This window comes from Enterobacter sp. 342 (assembly GCF_036663495.1).
Taxonomy (GTDB): Bacteria; Pseudomonadota; Gammaproteobacteria; order Enterobacterales; family Enterobacteriaceae; genus Enterobacter.
In genome coordinates this window covers 120,579-135,071 of record NZ_JAWUEI010000012.1, presented here as the reverse complement: position 1 = coordinate 135,071, position 14,493 = coordinate 120,579, and the positions used below count along the sequence as shown (strand labels likewise).

At 51.8% G+C, this 14,493-nt stretch carries 16 protein-coding genes and 2 pseudogenes; 8 read left to right on the top strand and 10 right to left on the bottom strand.

Going from position 1 to position 14,493, the window contains the following annotated elements; translation table 11 throughout:
• Positions 1-2 precede the first annotated feature (2 nt).
• Both V6E55_RS25830 and V6E55_RS12390 read left to right on the top strand, forming a co-directional pair.
• Entirely contained in the window at positions 3-59 is a 57-nt protein-coding gene (locus V6E55_RS25830; RefSeq protein WP_003032489.1) for an IS1 family transposase, read from the top strand.
• A 287-nt stretch (positions 60-346) separates the two neighbouring features.
• Positions 347-1,175: pseudogene (locus tag V6E55_RS12390) on the top strand (integrase core domain-containing protein).
• A 47-nt stretch (positions 1,176-1,222) separates the two neighbouring features.
• Here V6E55_RS12390 and V6E55_RS12385 read toward each other — a convergent pair.
• Positions 1,223-2,266 (bottom strand): fimbrial protein, encoded by a 1,044-nt coding sequence (locus tag V6E55_RS12385; protein ID WP_316942924.1) that lies wholly within the window; start codon positions 2,264-2,266, stop codon positions 1,223-1,225.
• A gap of 178 nt (positions 2,267-2,444) precedes the next feature.
• Between V6E55_RS12385 and V6E55_RS12380 the strand changes: the two are divergent.
• From V6E55_RS12380 to V6E55_RS12370, 3 genes and pseudogenes are all read left to right on the top strand, one after another.
• Positions 2,445-2,880, top strand: a pseudogene (locus tag V6E55_RS12380) (KR domain-containing protein); the annotation flags it as partial.
• A 130-nt stretch (positions 2,881-3,010) separates the two neighbouring features.
• Positions 3,011-3,835, top strand: coding sequence for an AraC family transcriptional regulator (locus V6E55_RS12375; protein WP_316942923.1), 825 nt, complete (start codon positions 3,011-3,013; stop codon positions 3,833-3,835).
• Positions 3,836-3,910: 75 nt separating this feature from the next.
• The gene (locus tag V6E55_RS12370; protein WP_316942922.1) at positions 3,911-4,876 is read left to right on the top strand and encodes a DMT family transporter; all 966 of its coding nucleotides are present in this window, start codon (positions 3,911-3,913) and stop codon (positions 4,874-4,876) included.
• On the opposite strand, the gene V6E55_RS12365 is transcribed toward V6E55_RS12370, so the two are convergent.
• Entirely contained in the window at positions 4,873-6,522 is a 1,650-nt protein-coding gene (locus V6E55_RS12365) for a methyl-accepting chemotaxis protein (RefSeq protein WP_129996838.1), read from the bottom strand. The genes V6E55_RS12370 and V6E55_RS12365 overlap by 4 nt on opposite strands.
• Positions 6,523-6,766: 244 nt before the next feature.
• Between V6E55_RS12365 and ytfE the strand changes: the two genes are divergently transcribed.
• Positions 6,767-7,429, top strand: coding sequence for an iron-sulfur cluster repair protein YtfE (gene ytfE, locus V6E55_RS12360; RefSeq protein WP_316942920.1), 663 nt, complete (start codon positions 6,767-6,769; stop codon positions 7,427-7,429).
• 86 nt (positions 7,430-7,515) lie between these two features.
• Here the strand turns inward: ytfE and cycA are convergent, their stop codons facing one another.
• Positions 7,516-8,925 (bottom strand): D-serine/D-alanine/glycine transporter, encoded by a 1,410-nt coding sequence (gene cycA / locus V6E55_RS12355; protein ID WP_114979630.1) that lies wholly within the window; start codon positions 8,923-8,925, stop codon positions 7,516-7,518.
• Positions 8,926-9,238: 313 nt separating this feature from the next.
• Positions 9,239-9,859, bottom strand: coding sequence for an FKBP-type peptidyl-prolyl cis-trans isomerase (gene fklB / locus V6E55_RS12350; protein WP_028016460.1), 621 nt, complete (start codon positions 9,857-9,859; stop codon positions 9,239-9,241).
• A gap of 233 nt (positions 9,860-10,092) precedes the next feature.
• Here fklB and V6E55_RS12345 point away from each other — a divergent pair, with 233 nt between their 5' ends.
• On the top strand, positions 10,093-10,731 hold the full coding sequence (locus V6E55_RS12345; RefSeq protein ID WP_316942919.1) for an OapA family protein: 639 nt from the start codon (positions 10,093-10,095) through the stop codon (positions 10,729-10,731).
• A 68-nt stretch (positions 10,732-10,799) separates the two neighbouring features.
• On the opposite strand, the gene rplI is transcribed toward V6E55_RS12345, so the two are convergent.
• From rplI to rpsF, 4 genes are read right to left on the bottom strand one after another with little or no spacing between them, the layout of a single operon-like run.
• Positions 10,800-11,249 carry a 50S ribosomal protein L9 gene (gene rplI / locus V6E55_RS12340; RefSeq protein ID WP_114979632.1) on the bottom strand — a complete coding sequence of 150 codons (450 nt, stop codon included), beginning with the start codon at positions 11,247-11,249 and terminating at the stop codon, positions 10,800-10,802.
• 41 nt (positions 11,250-11,290) lie between these two features.
• Positions 11,291-11,518: a 30S ribosomal protein S18 gene (rpsR, locus tag V6E55_RS12335; RefSeq protein ID WP_000135199.1), complete on the bottom strand. Its 228-nt coding sequence runs from the start codon at positions 11,516-11,518 to the stop codon at positions 11,291-11,293.
• A gap of 4 nt (positions 11,519-11,522) precedes the next feature.
• Positions 11,523-11,837 (bottom strand): primosomal replication protein N, encoded by a 315-nt coding sequence (gene priB, locus V6E55_RS12330; RefSeq protein WP_316942918.1) that lies wholly within the window; start codon positions 11,835-11,837, stop codon positions 11,523-11,525.
• 6 nt (positions 11,838-11,843) lie between these two features.
• Positions 11,844-12,239: a 30S ribosomal protein S6 gene (gene rpsF, locus V6E55_RS12325; protein WP_014830397.1), complete on the bottom strand. Its 396-nt coding sequence runs from the start codon at positions 12,237-12,239 to the stop codon at positions 11,844-11,846.
• A gap of 345 nt (positions 12,240-12,584) precedes the next feature.
• On the opposite strand from rpsF, the gene yjfY reads away from it, so the two are divergent.
• Positions 12,585-12,860 (top strand): DUF1471 family protein YjfY, encoded by a 276-nt coding sequence (gene yjfY, locus V6E55_RS12320; protein ID WP_028016457.1) that lies wholly within the window; start codon positions 12,585-12,587, stop codon positions 12,858-12,860.
• 90 nt (positions 12,861-12,950) lie between these two features.
• On the opposite strand, the gene V6E55_RS12315 is transcribed toward yjfY, so the two are convergent.
• Together V6E55_RS12315 and V6E55_RS12310 are read right to left on the bottom strand one after the other, a co-directional pair.
• Positions 12,951-13,637, bottom strand: a complete 687-nt coding sequence (locus tag V6E55_RS12315) for an L-ribulose-5-phosphate 4-epimerase (RefSeq protein WP_316942917.1) — start codon at positions 13,635-13,637, stop codon at positions 12,951-12,953.
• The gene (locus tag V6E55_RS12310; RefSeq protein ID WP_316942916.1) at positions 13,630-14,490 is read right to left on the bottom strand and encodes an L-ribulose-5-phosphate 3-epimerase; all 861 of its coding nucleotides are present in this window, start codon (positions 14,488-14,490) and stop codon (positions 13,630-13,632) included. Before V6E55_RS12310 ends, V6E55_RS12315 begins: the two co-directional genes overlap by 8 nt.
• Between the last annotated feature and the right edge of the window lie 3 nt (positions 14,491-14,493).

Genomic DNA, 14,493 nt, shown 5'->3' with positions numbered 1-14,493 from the left:
CGGTGGAGCTGCATGACAAAGTCATCGGGCATTATCTGAACATAAAACACTATCAATAAGTTGGAGTCATTACCCAAACGCACACAAAAATAACATTAAGATCAAATGGACATGTTTGGACATTCAACTCATCCCACAAATCATACTTTCAATAGATAATACCGATCATTATATTGATATTGATCGGTATAAAAAATATCGCCATTTGATTAATTTGGATCTCTTTATAGATAATTAGTCAGTTACTTCCTTTAATCCAATATGTTATGTAAGTATCCCTGCAAAACGCACCATTCACCTTTAGAGATCTTCCGACATACTGATTATGTCTTATGAGGAGAACGCCATGCGTAAAGCCCGATTCACCGAACACCAGATCATTGCCGTTCTGAAGTCCGCCGAAGCCGGACGTACCGTTAAGGATGTCTGCCGTGAAGCCGGTATCTCTGAAGCCAGCTATTAGAACTGGAAAGCGAAGTTTGGCGGTATAGAAGCGTCTGATATCAAGAAGATGAAAGACCTGGAGAATGAAAACCGGCGATTAAAACAGATGTTTGCTAATCTCAGCCGTTAATGCCGGGCACTGAAAGACATTATCGAAAAAAAGCTTTAAAACCAGCGATAAAGTGGGAGCTCGTCAGCTATCTGACGGCACAATTTGCCATAAGCATCCGCCAAAGCTGGTCAATAGACTTTATGCATGATGCACTCGTCTGCGGCAGGCGTTTCCGGACCTTCAATGTGGTGGATGACTTTAACCGTGAAGCCCTCGCAATAGAAATTGATCTGAATATTCCGGCGCAGCGGGTGATCAAGTGCTGGACAGGATAGTGGCGAACCGGGGGTATCCGCTGAAACTGAGAATGGACAACGGCCCGGAACTGGTCTCGCTGACACTTGCGCAGTGGACTGAAGAGCATGGTGTGGCACTGATATTTATCAAGCCAGGTAAGCCGACGCAGAATGCGTTTATTGAACAATTCAACCGGACGTACCGGACAGAAATCCTGGATTTTTACCTGTTCAGAACACTGAATGAAGCACAGGAAATCACGGAACGCAGGCTGAATGAATACAACAGCGAGCGTCCTCATGAATCCCTGAATAACCTGACGCCGGAGGAATACCGGCTGATAGTTGAAAGACCGGAACTCTCAAAAAGTGCGTGGAACTAAAACGGGTGTGCTTACACTGGGATGCTTACAAAAAACCACCAGTATTTTTATTGATACGAAATATTTAATACTGCAACTGCATTTGCTACACCAGCCGTGACAGTGCTTTTTGTCTGATAATATCGAGATGTAAACGACAAGGACTCAGTTCCTCCTGGGGAGGTTTTAACAGGTATAATCTGATTGAGTTTTAGAGGTGTTTCTCCATAAAGAATTTGGACACCAATACCTGTACTGCTCTTTTCTGATGTGGATAGCGCTAATATGGATGGATCGTTAGCCATGTCTGGATTTTGCGTACCTGTCAGGGTGACATTAATATTTGCATTTGAATCACAATTTAAACCGACGTGTTGTTCTGGAGATTTCTCTGAAACTGTGCCAACAGCGGTAAAAATGGAGGTTTGAACATTTCCCATATCAAAAGCCAGGGTAGTATTTGTCAAGGAGCAAGCAAGAGTGGTTATATTCGCTGAGCCTACAACAGAAATCGTTCCAGTTCCTGGATTGGAAGGATTGTTATTAGTGTTTGCATATGACGTTGCGATATTTCCCAACGTTACTACGCCTGAATCAGTTACATCATATTTGACAAGTCTTATCGCAATGCCTAACCCGGAATAATACCCTTGAGAGACAACTCCTGCATTCCAGTAACCTGAGTTAGGAACATCCTGGTATGCTGTTGAGGTAGGTATTGCTGCATAGTCAGACCAACCCGTCGTCCATTGATAATTATCCCAGGACATCCCTCCCCTCGTTTTAATGACATAGCCAATGCCTGCTACATTGGTCGCATACACCGGAAGCGTTAAGCCATCAACACTGGTAGTCATAGCTGTCGGATTTTTTGAAGCAGCTATATGAAACCATGGACCATCTCCAGGGTCAGTTGCACACCATGTGTAAGGCCACCAGTCTGCAGTGAACCACGAAGATAGCAATGTCCCTGAAGGAGCATCTCGCTGTACTGTATAATTCCCTGAAATAGAGATTGTGGTACTTGGCGACGGGTTACAATAGCTAGCATTCGCATGCCATGAGAAGAGAGCAAGTACCATTACCATGATTGCATTAATAAGTTTAGCCATTCCACCGCCACAAAAAAGTTATTTCTATTTATTTAGAATGCCCCCAAGAATAACCAAATACAAAGATAATAAAGTCCAAAATTAGAGCAATAAATTTTCAAATCTAAAATAAATAAAAGCACGGATAATGTCTCTAGTTAGCTAAATTGATGTATTGTGTGCGCTTTTTAGGTGCACTCAAGAGGCGGATTACACTGACGAAGCCGCATTCACCACCGTGCTGAGTGGTGTGGATACACTGCTGCTGATCTCCTCCAGCGAAGTCGGCCAGCGCGCCACTCAACACCAGAATGTGATTAATGCCGCCAAAGCCGCTGGCGGCGTCCGGCATTCCTTATGCCCTGCTGCGCAACGGCTGGTATACCGAAAACTATCTGGCGAGCGCACCGCCTGCTCTGGAGCATGGCGTGTTTATTGGCGCTGCGGGTGACGGCAAAATTGCCTCTGCCACACGTGCGGATTACGCTGCTGCGGCAGCAAAAGTCATCGCTGAAGAAGGTCATGCTGGCAAGATTTACGAACTGGCGGGTGACAATAGCTGGACACTGAGTGATCTGGCTGCAGAACTCAGCAAGCAAAGCGGCAAGAACGTGACGTATCAGAACCTGACTGATCGGTCGCCCAACCACTTCGCTGGCAGCCAGCGTCAGCGCTATCCTGTAATTGTTACGAACTGGTTATTTTTTGTGGCATCCCCTCGGGTCATCTTTGATAATGGAAAGATGACCCGTGAGGAGATTCAACGTGCAAGGTGTACCGGAACATTTTTTTGATGAGAGAGACAGTGCGCGCTTTCGCCATCTGGCGGAACTGCCGGGCCTTGAACTTTATCACGCGCATATTTCTGAATACGCCTTTGAGCCTCACACCCACGAAGCCTTTGGAATCGGCACCATTGAGACCGGTGCGGAACGCTTTCGCTATCGCGGTACCCAGCACCTCGCGTCTGAAAAATCCGTTGTCACCATGAATCCGGACGAGATCCACACTGGCGAGTCCGCCACCGAAGGTGGCTGGCGTTACCGGATGGTCTATATCGACCCCGATCTGCTGGAAGAGGTGACCGGCCTTCGCCACTGGTGGTTTAGCGATGCCACCCGTTATGACCCGCTACGCTCACAGCAAATCGGCAGGCTCATCTATGGTCTGTGGCATACGGACGACCCGCTGGCTCAAAAAGGGCTTTTGTTGGATCTCATTGACACTTTCCAGCCGCTCGCCCATCACGCGCCGCTGATCCACGAAGGCGCACACCGTTTCGAACGAGTACGCGAGTATCTGCACGATAACTATATGCACGCCCTGACGCTGGATGAACTGGCTAACGTTGTCTCGCTGAGCCCGTACCATTTCCTGCGCCAGTTCAAAGCCCACTTTCACGTTACGCCGCATCAGATGTTGATGGCCATCCGTCTGTGGCGGGCCAAAGCGTTCCTCACGCACGGTATGCCTGCAGCCGAAGTCGCCGCCGCAACCGGGCTAACCGACCAGTCACATTTAACCCGCGCGTTTACCCGTCGCTACGGCATTACCCCCGTGCGCTATCAGAAGCAGGTCACCCGGCGCTAAAGCGCAATCTCATACAATACGCGCCGCTTTGCCCCTCCTACACTGAGTACAGCGTAAATACCTGTGGATGGAAAAATGATTAGTGGTGTGTTGTATGCCCTGCTGGCAGGGATGATGTGGGGGTTAATCTTTGTCGGCCCGCTGATCGTGCCCGAATATCCGGCAATACTACAGTCGACCGGACGTTACCTGGCGCTGGGGCTGATTGCCCTGCCCCTGGCGTGGCTGGGACGCGCGCGTTTACGTCAACTCAACCGCAAAGACTGGGGTACCGCGCTGGCGCTGACCATGATGGGTAACCTTATCTATTATGTCTGTCTGGCGAGTGCCATTCAGCGCACAGGTGCACCGGTATCGACCATGATTATCGGCACACTGCCGGTCGTCATTCCCGTTTTTGCGAACCTGCTTTACAGCCATCGCGATGGCAAACTGGCCTGGTCAAAGATGGCTCCGGCGCTAATGTGTATCGCAATCGGTCTTGTATGCGTCAATATTGCCGAGCTGAGTCATGGGCTGGCAGATGCTGATCTGTGGCGTTACGGTTCCGGTATCCTGCTGGCGTTTATTTCCGTGGCATGCTGGGCATGGTATGCCCTGCGTAACGCACGCTGGCTGCGGGAAAACCCGGATAAACACCCGATGATGTGGGCGACGGCACAGGCACTGGTCACGTTGCCTGTCTCACTGGTGGGATATCTTGGTGCGTGCATCTGGTTAGGTCACCAGCAGCCAGAATTCGCCCAACCCTTTGGGCCGAGACCCTGGGTGTTTATTGGCCTGATGGTTGCGATTGCGGTGCTGTGCTCATGGGTGGGTGCGCTGTGCTGGAATATTGCCAGTCAGAAGCTGCCGACGGTGATTTTAGGGCCGTTGATTGTTTTCGAAACCCTTGCCGGGCTGCTTTACACCTTCCTGATGCGCCAGAGCGTGCCACCGTTATTCACAGCCTGCGGGATCGCGTTACTGGTCATCGGGGTGGTGATTGCGGTAAGAGCGAAGCCGGAAAAACCAATGGTTGTTCCGGCTTCGGAGAGTTAGAACGTTTCCCAGTTGGCCTCAGACGCAGCCGCTACGGGCTGCGCCTTTGGTGCATAGGTTTTCACCGGAGCCGCTTTGACCGTCTGGTTGCGGATAATTTTAAACACCGCCACCGCTTCGTTCAGACGTGCAGCCTGATCTTCCAGCGCTGCCGCTGCTGCCGCAGACTCCTCCACCAGCGAGGCGTTCTGCTGGGTGACGCGATCCATCTCTGCCACGGCCTGACCAACCTGATCAATACCACGGCTCTGTTCGTCAGACGCAGAAGCAATTTCGCCCATGATGTCGGTGACGCGAGTAACTGCACTGACAATTTCCGCCATCGTCGCGCCCGCTTCATTAACCAGCTGAGAACCTGCGTTCACGCGCTCGCCGGAATCATCGATCAGTGCTTTGATCTCTTTCGCCGCCTGGGCGCTACGCTGGGCCAGGGTACGCACTTCCCCCGCCACTACCGCAAAACCACGTCCCTGCTCGCCTGCACGGGCAGCTTCCACCGCTGCGTTCAGCGCCAGAATATTCGTCTGGAAGGCAATTCCGTCGATCACGTTAGTAATTTGCGCAATTTTGCTGGAACTGGTGGCAATTTCATCCATGGTACGTACCACACCTTCCACCACATGACCGCCCTTTTTCGCGGTTGAAGAGGCATCCAGTGCCAGACGAGAAGCCTGACGCGCGTTATCGGCGTTCTGTTTCACGGTTGCCGTTAGCTGTTCCATGCTGGCTGCCGTTTCTTCCAGAGAAGCGGCCTGCTGCTCAGTACGTGAAGAGAGATCGTTACTGCCCGCAGAGATTTCACCCGCCCCGGTGTAAATAGTATCAGCGCCTTGACGCACGACACCCACGGTATTCGCCAGTGACGCTTGCATCTCCTGAACGTTGTGCGCAAGGATCGCCATTTCGTTCTTACCGTCAGCCTGAATCGGCTGGGTTAAATCCCCTGCCGCAATGGCGCGAATGTGGTTAATCACCTCTTCCAGAGGCAGCAGCAGCACGCGACGCATGGCGATCCAACTGGAGATAATGACCACAATCACCAGCAGCATCACCGTCGAGAGGATCCACAGGATGCGTTTGTAGTCGCTTTCATTATCCCGGATGCCTTTATCAGTGAGCGCGGCCTGCGCTTCACGCCATTCACGATAAACCGACTGCATCGCGTTTTGTTTTTGCTCGGCATTCTGCTTGAACATGTCTTCCAGATTACCCTGGCTCAGCAACACGTTCATTTGTGCCAGCGTCGCAGAATAATTGCGGTACTGCTCCTCCAGACGATTAGTCAGGTTCTGATCCAGACCAGGAGTATTCGGCAAGGCATTGTATTTATCATAATGAACCTGTGCTTCAGTCAGCAGATTTTTAGCCGTCGTCACCAGCTCATTCAGCTGGCCGCCGTTAATTTGAGAGGCCATGCTGCTTTGCAGGCGCAACATCCCGCGGTTCAGGGTGACGCGGGCCTGGTTCAGACTGATCCACGCATCGGTAAACTCCGCCACATTCTTGCTGGAAAGCTGCGACACGGTGAAGTTGTCTTTATCGTTGTTCAGCGCGTTGATAAAGATACCGGCAGAGATCAGTTGCATAATGCCGAGCACAAGCAGCACCGAAATCAGAAGGGTGATAACTTTTATACGTTTAAACATGCGTTGCCTTTTTATATGCAGGTTTGTTTGACGTGGATATATCGGCAGGCGCGGCGGGTTGTTTACTGTTTCTACACCTTTAAAAACTTTCTAAACCACTTTCTTAAGTCCATTCAGGGAGTTAAAAAGAGATATTTTTTTGTGATCCGAATCTCATTTTCCCCCTTCCCTCTAAAGGGTTATAGCGCTCGCTTAAAGATGCATTTAATATGCATCTTATATTATTGATAACGAGGTAACTGCTATGGCCTATCGCGACCAATCCCTTGGCGAGCTGGCGCTCTCCATTCCTCGCGCTTCTGCGCTGTTTCGTAAATACGACATGGATTACTGCTGCGGCGGTAAGCAAACCCTGGCACGCGCGGCCTTACGCAAGGAGCTGGACGTTGAGGTGATTGAAGCCGAGCTGGCGAAGCTGGCCGAGCAGCCCGTCGATAAAGACTGGCGAACTGCCCCGCTCGCTGAAATTATCGACCACATCATCATGCGTTACCACGATCGTCACCGTGAACAGCTGCCGGAACTGATCCTGCAGGCGACCAAGGTCGAGCGCGTACACGCCGACAAACCTTCCGTCCCGCGCGGCCTGGCGAAATACCTGACTATGCTGCACGAAGAACTTTCCAGCCATATGATGAAAGAGGAGCAGATCCTCTTCCCGATGATCAAACAGGGAATGGGTAGCCAGGCGATGGGCCCGATCAGCGTAATGGAAAGCGAACACGATGACGCAGGCGAGCTGCTGGAAGTGATCAAACACACCACTGACAACGTTACACCGCCGCCAGAAGCCTGTACCACCTGGAAGGCAATGTATAACGGCATTAACGAAATGATCGATGACCTGATGGAACACATCAGCCTCGAGAACAACGTTCTGTTCCCCCGAGCATTAGCTGGTGAATAAAAAAGCCCGGTGGCGCTAGCGCTTACCGGGCCTACAACGTCCTCGAACGTAGGCCGGGTAAGCGTCAGCGCCACCCGGCAACATCCTTAACGCATGCCTGCCATACGTTTCTTACCGATAAACATCCAGCCCAGCCCCAGCGCGATAAACCACAGTGGCGTGACGATCAGTGCCTGACGGGTATCCTCTTCCAGCGTCAGCAGCACGATAACGAACGCGAAGAACGCCATACATACCCAGCACATCAGCTTGCCCAGTGGCATCTTGTAAATCGATTTCTCGTGCAGATGCGGACGCTGTTTGCGGTACACCAGGTATGAACACAGGATGATGGTCCAGACGAACATAAACAGGATCGCCGAAACCGTGGTAATCATGGTGAACGCGCCGATAACACTCGGGTTCACGTAGAGCATCACCACACCACCCAGCAGGCACATGCAGGAGAAAGTCAGACCTTTCGCCGGAACTGCGCGTTTAGACAGTTTTGCGAACGCGCTCGGCGCTACACCTTCCTGCGCCAGACCAAACAGCATACGGCTGGTTGAGAACACGCCACTGTTGGCAGAAGAGGCCGCAGAGGTCAGCACCACGAAGTTAATCAGGCTTGCTGCCGCTGGCAGCCCTACCAGAACGAACAGTTCAACGAACGGGCTCTTGGTTGGCACGACGGAGCTCCACGGCGTCACGGACATAATGATGACCAGCGCGAAGACGTAGAACATGATGATACGAACAGGAATAGAGTTAATGGCGCGCGGAAGAGACTTCTCAGGATCTTTGGTCTCCGCAGCCGTGGTCCCCACCAGTTCAATGCCCACGAAAGCAAATACCGCAATCTGGAAGCCCGCAAAGAAGCCGCTAATCCCTTTCGGGAACCAGCCACCATCATTCCACAGATGAGTAAACGAGGCCTGAACGCCCGTTGGCGACTGGAAGTGCGTGAGAACCATCACCAGCCCCACCACGATGAGCCCTACGATGGCCACGATTTTGATCATCGCGAACCAGAACTCCATCTCACCAAACATTTTAACAGTGGCGAGGTTCAGGCTCAGCAGCAGAACAATGACCGCCAGCGAGGCCACCCAATCCGAAAGACCGGGGAACCAGAACTGCGCGTACGCCGTAATCGCCACAACGTCCGCCATACCGGTGACGACCCAGCAGAACCAGTAGGTCCAGCCAGTGAAATAGCCCGCCCATGGCCCGAGGAGGTCAGAAGCAAAATCGCTGAAGGATTTGTATTCGAGGTTCGAGAGCAGCAATTCACCCATTGCACGCATCACGAAGAAAAGCATAAAACCGATAATCATATAAACGAATATGATCGACGGCCCGGCAAGACTGATAGTTTTGCCTGACCCCATAAACAGCCCTGTACCGATGGCGCCTCCAATGGCGATGAGCTGAATATGACGGTTCGTGAGATTGCGCCGTAGCGACTGTTCAGACGGCGCCTCTTCGTCGGCGACGACTTTGACCTGATCTACCATGTGATATTTTCCTGTTTATGCCTGTCTGTGTTGTTAAGGCTCTTCTGGCCTTTAAATACGTCAAAAAAATGACGGTCCCTTTGTAAGGGCTTATCGATATTAGGTAAGAATCGGCGGGATGAATACTATGATTTAGATATTATGTTAACAACATGTTGAAAGTGAGTGTCATATCACTCATACAGCGCGAAACAGTTCACAAAAATACACGCAACAGTTTCGTTTGCAAGATAAAATATTGATTACGTCGTAACTATAGGTTTTCACACTATTTTCCTCTCCCCCGCAGGAGAGAGGAAATAAGAAAAGTCGATTACAGAATTTCCAGCAGCTCGACTTCAAAGACCAGTGTGCTGAATGGCGGGATGGATGCACCAGCACCACGCTCGCCGTAAGCCAGGTTGTGCGGAATAGTCAGTTCCCATTTGGAACCAACTGGCATCAGAGTCAGCGCTTCGATCCAGCCCGCGATAACACCATTCACCGGGAATTCAGCCGGTTCGCCACGCGCAACAGAACTGTCAAACACAGTACCGTCGATCAGTTTACCGGTGTAATGCACACGAACATGGTCAGTGCGAGCCGGGATTGCGCCATCGCCCTGGTTGATCACGCGGAACTGCAGACCTGACTCCGTGCTGTTCACACCTTCACGCTCGCGGTTCTCTTCCAGGAATTTAACACCTTCTGCTGCCATCTCTTCAAAACGTGCACGACGTACAGCGTCAGCACGTTCGTGGATTTCACGCAGTGCACGGTGCACAACATCAACCGGAACGGCAGGCTGTTTGCCTTCCAGCGCATCAGCGATACCCGCCACCAGCGCTTCAGGTAACAGACCTTCCAGGCCGGATTCGCTCAGCTGCTGTCCTACCTGCAAGCCGATACCGTAACTTGCCTGCGCTTCGATAGTGTCAAAAGTCGGGGTGGTCATGGGATTTCCTTCCATCACATTTAAAGTAGCGGGCAGCATATCAGCCATGCCCTTATGGGTAAAACTTTGTCTGAAGTTAAGGTGACAAACCGCGACGAAACAGAAACAATAGAGACAACCAGGATTAATCCCGAACTGATGCCACGGATGTCGGGTTTGCTACGCCGTTCAGGCAGTTAGCAAACTATACTTCGGAGCACAGGATAAAAAATACGCGGAGCAGGAGGAGAGCCATGCCCGGGCGATTTGAACTGAAACCTACCCTGGCGAAAATCTGGCAGGCGCCGGACAATTTTCGCATCATGGACCCGCTGCCTCCTCTGCATCGCAGAGGGATCATCATCGGCGCGCTGATGGTGATCGTAGGCTTCCTGCTTCCTTCCGGCGGCGATGATGTCAATACCGCGCCCGTCACCCGTAATGCGCAGATGGACATTCAGTCGCAAACGCGGCCTCAGCCTGACGCGCAACCCATGCAGACACAGCTGGTCGCACCGTCTAACGATCCGGGCCAGGTCGCGCCTGTTCAGCCAGAGCCCATTCAGGATGAACAGCCGCAGGAACAGGCCTCTGCTGAGCCACAGACACAGCAGCCCACCGGTATCGAGCAGCAGTGGCGTTCTTATCGCGTAGAGCCAGGCAAAACTCTGGCGCAACTGTTCCGCGACCATAACCTGCCACCAACGGATGTGTATGCTATGGCGCAGGTGGAGGGTTCAGGTAAGCCGCTCAGCAACCTGCAAAATGGTCAGATGGTGCAAATTCGTCAGAATGCCAGCGGTGTGGTCACCGGGCTAACGATTGATACGGGAAATGGTCAGCAGGTGCTGTTTACCCGTCAGCCAGATGGCAGTTTTATCAGGGCACGTTAAGAACCCGGTTCTTTAAAAAGCAAAACGCCGGCACAAGGCCGGCGTTTCAACGTGAGCAGAGTAAAAAATTACTCAGCTACAACGTTAACAACCAGTTTAGCGAACACTTCGCTGTGAACCTGGAAGTCAACTTCGTGCTCACCAGTGGTACGCAGAACGCCGTTCGGCAGACGAACTTCGCTCTTAGCCACTTTAACGCCAGCAGCAGTTACTGCATCAGCGATATCGCGGGTACCGATGGAACCGAACAGTTTACCTTCGTCGCCAGATTTGGACGCGATGGTAACGGTGCCCAGTGCGTTGATTGACTCAGCGCGAGCGTTAGCAGCCGCCAGAACGTCAGCCAGTTTGGCTTCCAGTTCAGCGCGACGTGCTTCGAAAAACTCTACGTTTTTCTTGGTAGCTGGAACAGCTTTACCTTGTGGAACCAGGAAGTTACGAGCGTAGCCCGCTTTAACGTTTACCTGATCACCCAGGCTGCCCAGGTTTGCTACTTTATCAAGCAGAATAACTTGCATTACCTTATCCTCTTAAAGTCGTATTAATGGACCGTGCCCGATTACTGATGACGATCAGTGTACGGCAGCAGGGACAGGTAGCGAGCGCGTTTGATAGCGCGAGCCAGCTGACGCTGGTATTTTGCACGAGTACCGGTGATACGGCTTGGGACAATCTTACCGCTTTCGGTGATGTAGTTTTTCAGCGTTGCGATATCTTTATAGTCGATCTCTTGAACGCCTTCCGCGGTGAAACGGCAGAACTTGCGACGACGGAAATAACGTGCCATATGGCTAGTCTCCAGAATCTATCAAATCAATCTGCTCGGCATGCAGGACCATTTTGCTCAGACCGTTCTTTGCCTTGTGGCAAGAGATGAACCCCTGAACGATTACTGCACTACCGACCGTTAAACTGTGAGTAATGGCCTGGTTTTCGTGTCCGCTAATAATAACGGGCATTTGGCACCATGCCTGCCGGTGAAACCCGGCTTCCTCTTGCACAGAACGATGCTCAAGCACGAACTGGCAATGCGGAATTCCTGATGGACTGACCTTTCGAACGGGAGTCCTGCATACGATGCCGGACAACGCCAGACGGTTGGTCATCAGAAATTACTCTTCAGAATCCCCAGCATCAGAATCATCTGCGGTTTCGTTTGCGAAATCATCGCGACGCTCACGGCGCTCGTCTTTCGCTTTAACCATCGGAGATGCTTCGGTAACTGCGTGTTTAGTACGCATAACCATGCTGCGGATAACGGCATCGTTGAAGCGGAAGTTAGTTTCCAGCTCATCGATCACTTCCTGCGGTGCTTCAACGTTCAGCAGAACGTAGTGAGCTTTGTGCAGTTTGTTGATCGGATAAGCCAGCTGACGGCGGCCCCAGTCTTCCAGACGGTGGATCGTGCCCGCTGCTGCAGTGATTGCACCAGTGTAGCGCTCGATCATACCCGGAACCTGTTCGCTCTGGTCAGGATGGACCATAAAAACGATTTCGTAATGACGCATCGAATTGCTCCTTACGGATTATTCAGCCTCCTGTCTGGGTCAGCCGAGGCCCGGGGAGGCAAGGAACGTGTTAAAGGTCGGCTGAAAAATTGACGCGTCATAATACTTGCACGCCCCTGGAAACTCAAGCTGATTGCACAAATAATTCGCACAAAGCGCAAAGCTGGTCTAAGTGGGTGATTTAAAATTAATCACATCAGGAAGCGTTGTTTTTTTGAACAACTGCATCAGAAATGGTCACGCTTTCCCACCGAATGAGTGATTACACTTTAATCAGAGGTCATCTGAATTAAAGAAGGAGCATCACACCACTCTCTCACAGCACGCAGTCGTGGAGCGCATATCATGAAAAAAATCGTATTAGCCATAATGGCTGCGCTTTTGCTCAGTGCAAACGCGATGGCAGCCATCAAAATAGACAGCCGGCAGGCCAGAAACATGGATGATGTGCAAAGCTTGGGCGTAATCTACATCAATCATAATTTCGCCACTGAAAGTGAAGCAGATCAGGCTCTTAATAAAGAAACCGATGCTCAGGGGGCAACATACTATCACGTCATTCTGATGCGTGAACCCGGTAGCAACGGCAATATGCACGCCAGTGCAGATATATACAGATAACGTTTTAACGCTAGCACCAGGAAAGCCAACAAAGAGAACATAGCCATAGTTTGACTTGCCCCCTGCCCGGGGGCTTTTTTTGGTCTTTACTCACTTCTGCCCGTAATAGGCATTCGGGCCGTGCTTACGCATGAAGTGCTTGTTCATCAGGTAGTCATCAATACCCTGAAGCTGTGGGTTGATGTCGCGGGCAATCCACGCCATTCGTGCCACTTCCTCCATGACCACCGCATTATGGACAGCGTCGTGGGCATCTTTACCCCACGAGAACGGACCGTGCTGATACACCACAATGCCCGGTGTATGCAGCGGCTGACTCTCTCCCAGCGTTTCAATAATCACTTTACCGGTGTTGAGCTCGTACTCACCTTCCACTTCATCCTGCGTGAGTGCCCGTGTGCAAGGGATGTCACCAAAGAAGTAGTCTGCATGTGTTGTTCCCAGAGCGGGTATTGCCAGACCCGCCTGAGCCCAGGCTGTAGCATGCGTTGAGTGCGTATGCACAACACCACCCAGTGAAGGATAACGCCGGTAAAGCGCCAGATGTGTGGCCGTATCGGAAGAAGGTTTCCATTTGCCATCGACAACGTTTCCTTCGAGATCCACCAGCACCATATCGCCCACTTTCATAGTTTCATACGCCACACCGCTTGGCTTAATCGCGATCACTCCCCGATCGCGATCGATAGCACTGACGTTACCCCAGGTGAAGGTCACCAGGCCGTAACGCGGCAGATCCATATTGGCCTCAAAGACCTGCTGTTTGAGCTTAAGCATGTTCAACCTCCAGCATACCCGCCCGCGCCATTCGCTCACGCACCCAGTCGCGTGCTTTCGCCACTTCCGCAGCCGGGTCATCCGACGTTTCACTCCACATCTCAATCAGGTAAGGCCCGCAATACCCTGTCTGCTTGAGCGTCTGGAAGCACCGTTCGAAATCCACTACCCCGGTGCCGAACGGAACGTTTTTGAATACACCAGGCCGCGTATCTTTGACGTGAACCGCCACGATATGACCTATACCTGCCTGCAATTCCATCTGCACGTCGTTATCCCATGCCGACAGGTTGCCGATATCGGGATAGAGCTGGAACCACGGATTATTCAGATAGTGTGCGTAGCCCAGCGCTTTGCTGATCGAGTTCATTAACGGATAATCCATGATCTCCATCGCCAGCGTCACCTGCGCACGGCTTGCCATCTCGACGCTCTCTTTCAGGCCATCACGGAAACGACGGCGCGTTTCATCGTTGGCTTCCTGATAGTAAACGTCATAACCCGCCAGTTGGATCACCCGGATGCCGACGTCCTGAGCAAAGCGAATCGCTTTCCGCATGATCTCCAGACCATGAGCACGCACGGCATCATCTTCACTCCCAAGAGGGAAACGGCGATGGGCACTGAGACACATGGAAGGCACGCGTACGCCCGTTTCAGCGATAGCGCTCACGAGTGCGAGGCGTTGTTCACGGCTCCAGTCGAGGCGAGAGAGGCGTTCGTCTGTCTCATCCACTGACATTTCGACAAAATCGAAACCCAGCTCTTTTGCCAACCGTAACCGCGCCAGCCAGCACTCCCCAGCGGGGAGTGCCTTTTCATAGATGCCAAGCGGGACTTGTTTTGACAACATACC

Excerpts from the sequence above, each read along its gene's own strand:
- V6E55_RS12345 (WP_316942919.1), top strand. The coding sequence starts at position 10,093 with ATGCCCGGGCGATTTGAACTGAAACCTACCCTGGCGAAAATCTGGCAG.
- priB (WP_316942918.1), bottom strand. The coding sequence starts at position 11,837 with ATGACCAACCGTCTGGCGTTGTCCGGCATCGTATGCAGGACTCCCGTT.
- yjfY (WP_028016457.1), top strand. The coding sequence starts at position 12,585 with ATGAAAAAAATCGTATTAGCCATAATGGCTGCGCTTTTGCTCAGTGCA.
- rplI (WP_114979632.1), bottom strand. The coding sequence starts at position 11,249 with ATGCAAGTTATTCTGCTTGATAAAGTAGCAAACCTGGGCAGCCTGGGT.
- V6E55_RS12310 (WP_316942916.1), bottom strand. The coding sequence starts at position 14,490 with ATGTTGTCAAAACAAGTCCCGCTTGGCATCTATGAAAAGGCACTCCCC.
- rpsR (WP_000135199.1), bottom strand. The coding sequence starts at position 11,518 with ATGGCACGTTATTTCCGTCGTCGCAAGTTCTGCCGTTTCACCGCGGAA.
- V6E55_RS12385 (WP_316942924.1), bottom strand. The coding sequence starts at position 2,266 with ATGGCTAAACTTATTAATGCAATCATGGTAATGGTACTTGCTCTCTTC.
- fklB (WP_028016460.1), bottom strand. The coding sequence starts at position 9,859 with ATGACCACCCCGACTTTTGACACTATCGAAGCGCAGGCAAGTTACGGT.
- V6E55_RS12365 (WP_129996838.1), bottom strand. The coding sequence starts at position 6,522 with ATGTTTAAACGTATAAAAGTTATCACCCTTCTGATTTCGGTGCTGCTT.
- cycA (WP_114979630.1), bottom strand. The coding sequence starts at position 8,925 with ATGGTAGATCAGGTCAAAGTCGTCGCCGACGAAGAGGCGCCGTCTGAA.
- rpsF (WP_014830397.1), bottom strand. The coding sequence starts at position 12,239 with ATGCGTCATTACGAAATCGTTTTTATGGTCCATCCTGACCAGAGCGAA.
- V6E55_RS12370 (WP_316942922.1), top strand. The coding sequence starts at position 3,911 with ATGATTAGTGGTGTGTTGTATGCCCTGCTGGCAGGGATGATGTGGGGG.
- ytfE (WP_316942920.1), top strand. The coding sequence starts at position 6,767 with ATGGCCTATCGCGACCAATCCCTTGGCGAGCTGGCGCTCTCCATTCCT.
- V6E55_RS12315 (WP_316942917.1), bottom strand. The coding sequence starts at position 13,637 with ATGCTTAAGCTCAAACAGCAGGTCTTTGAGGCCAATATGGATCTGCCG.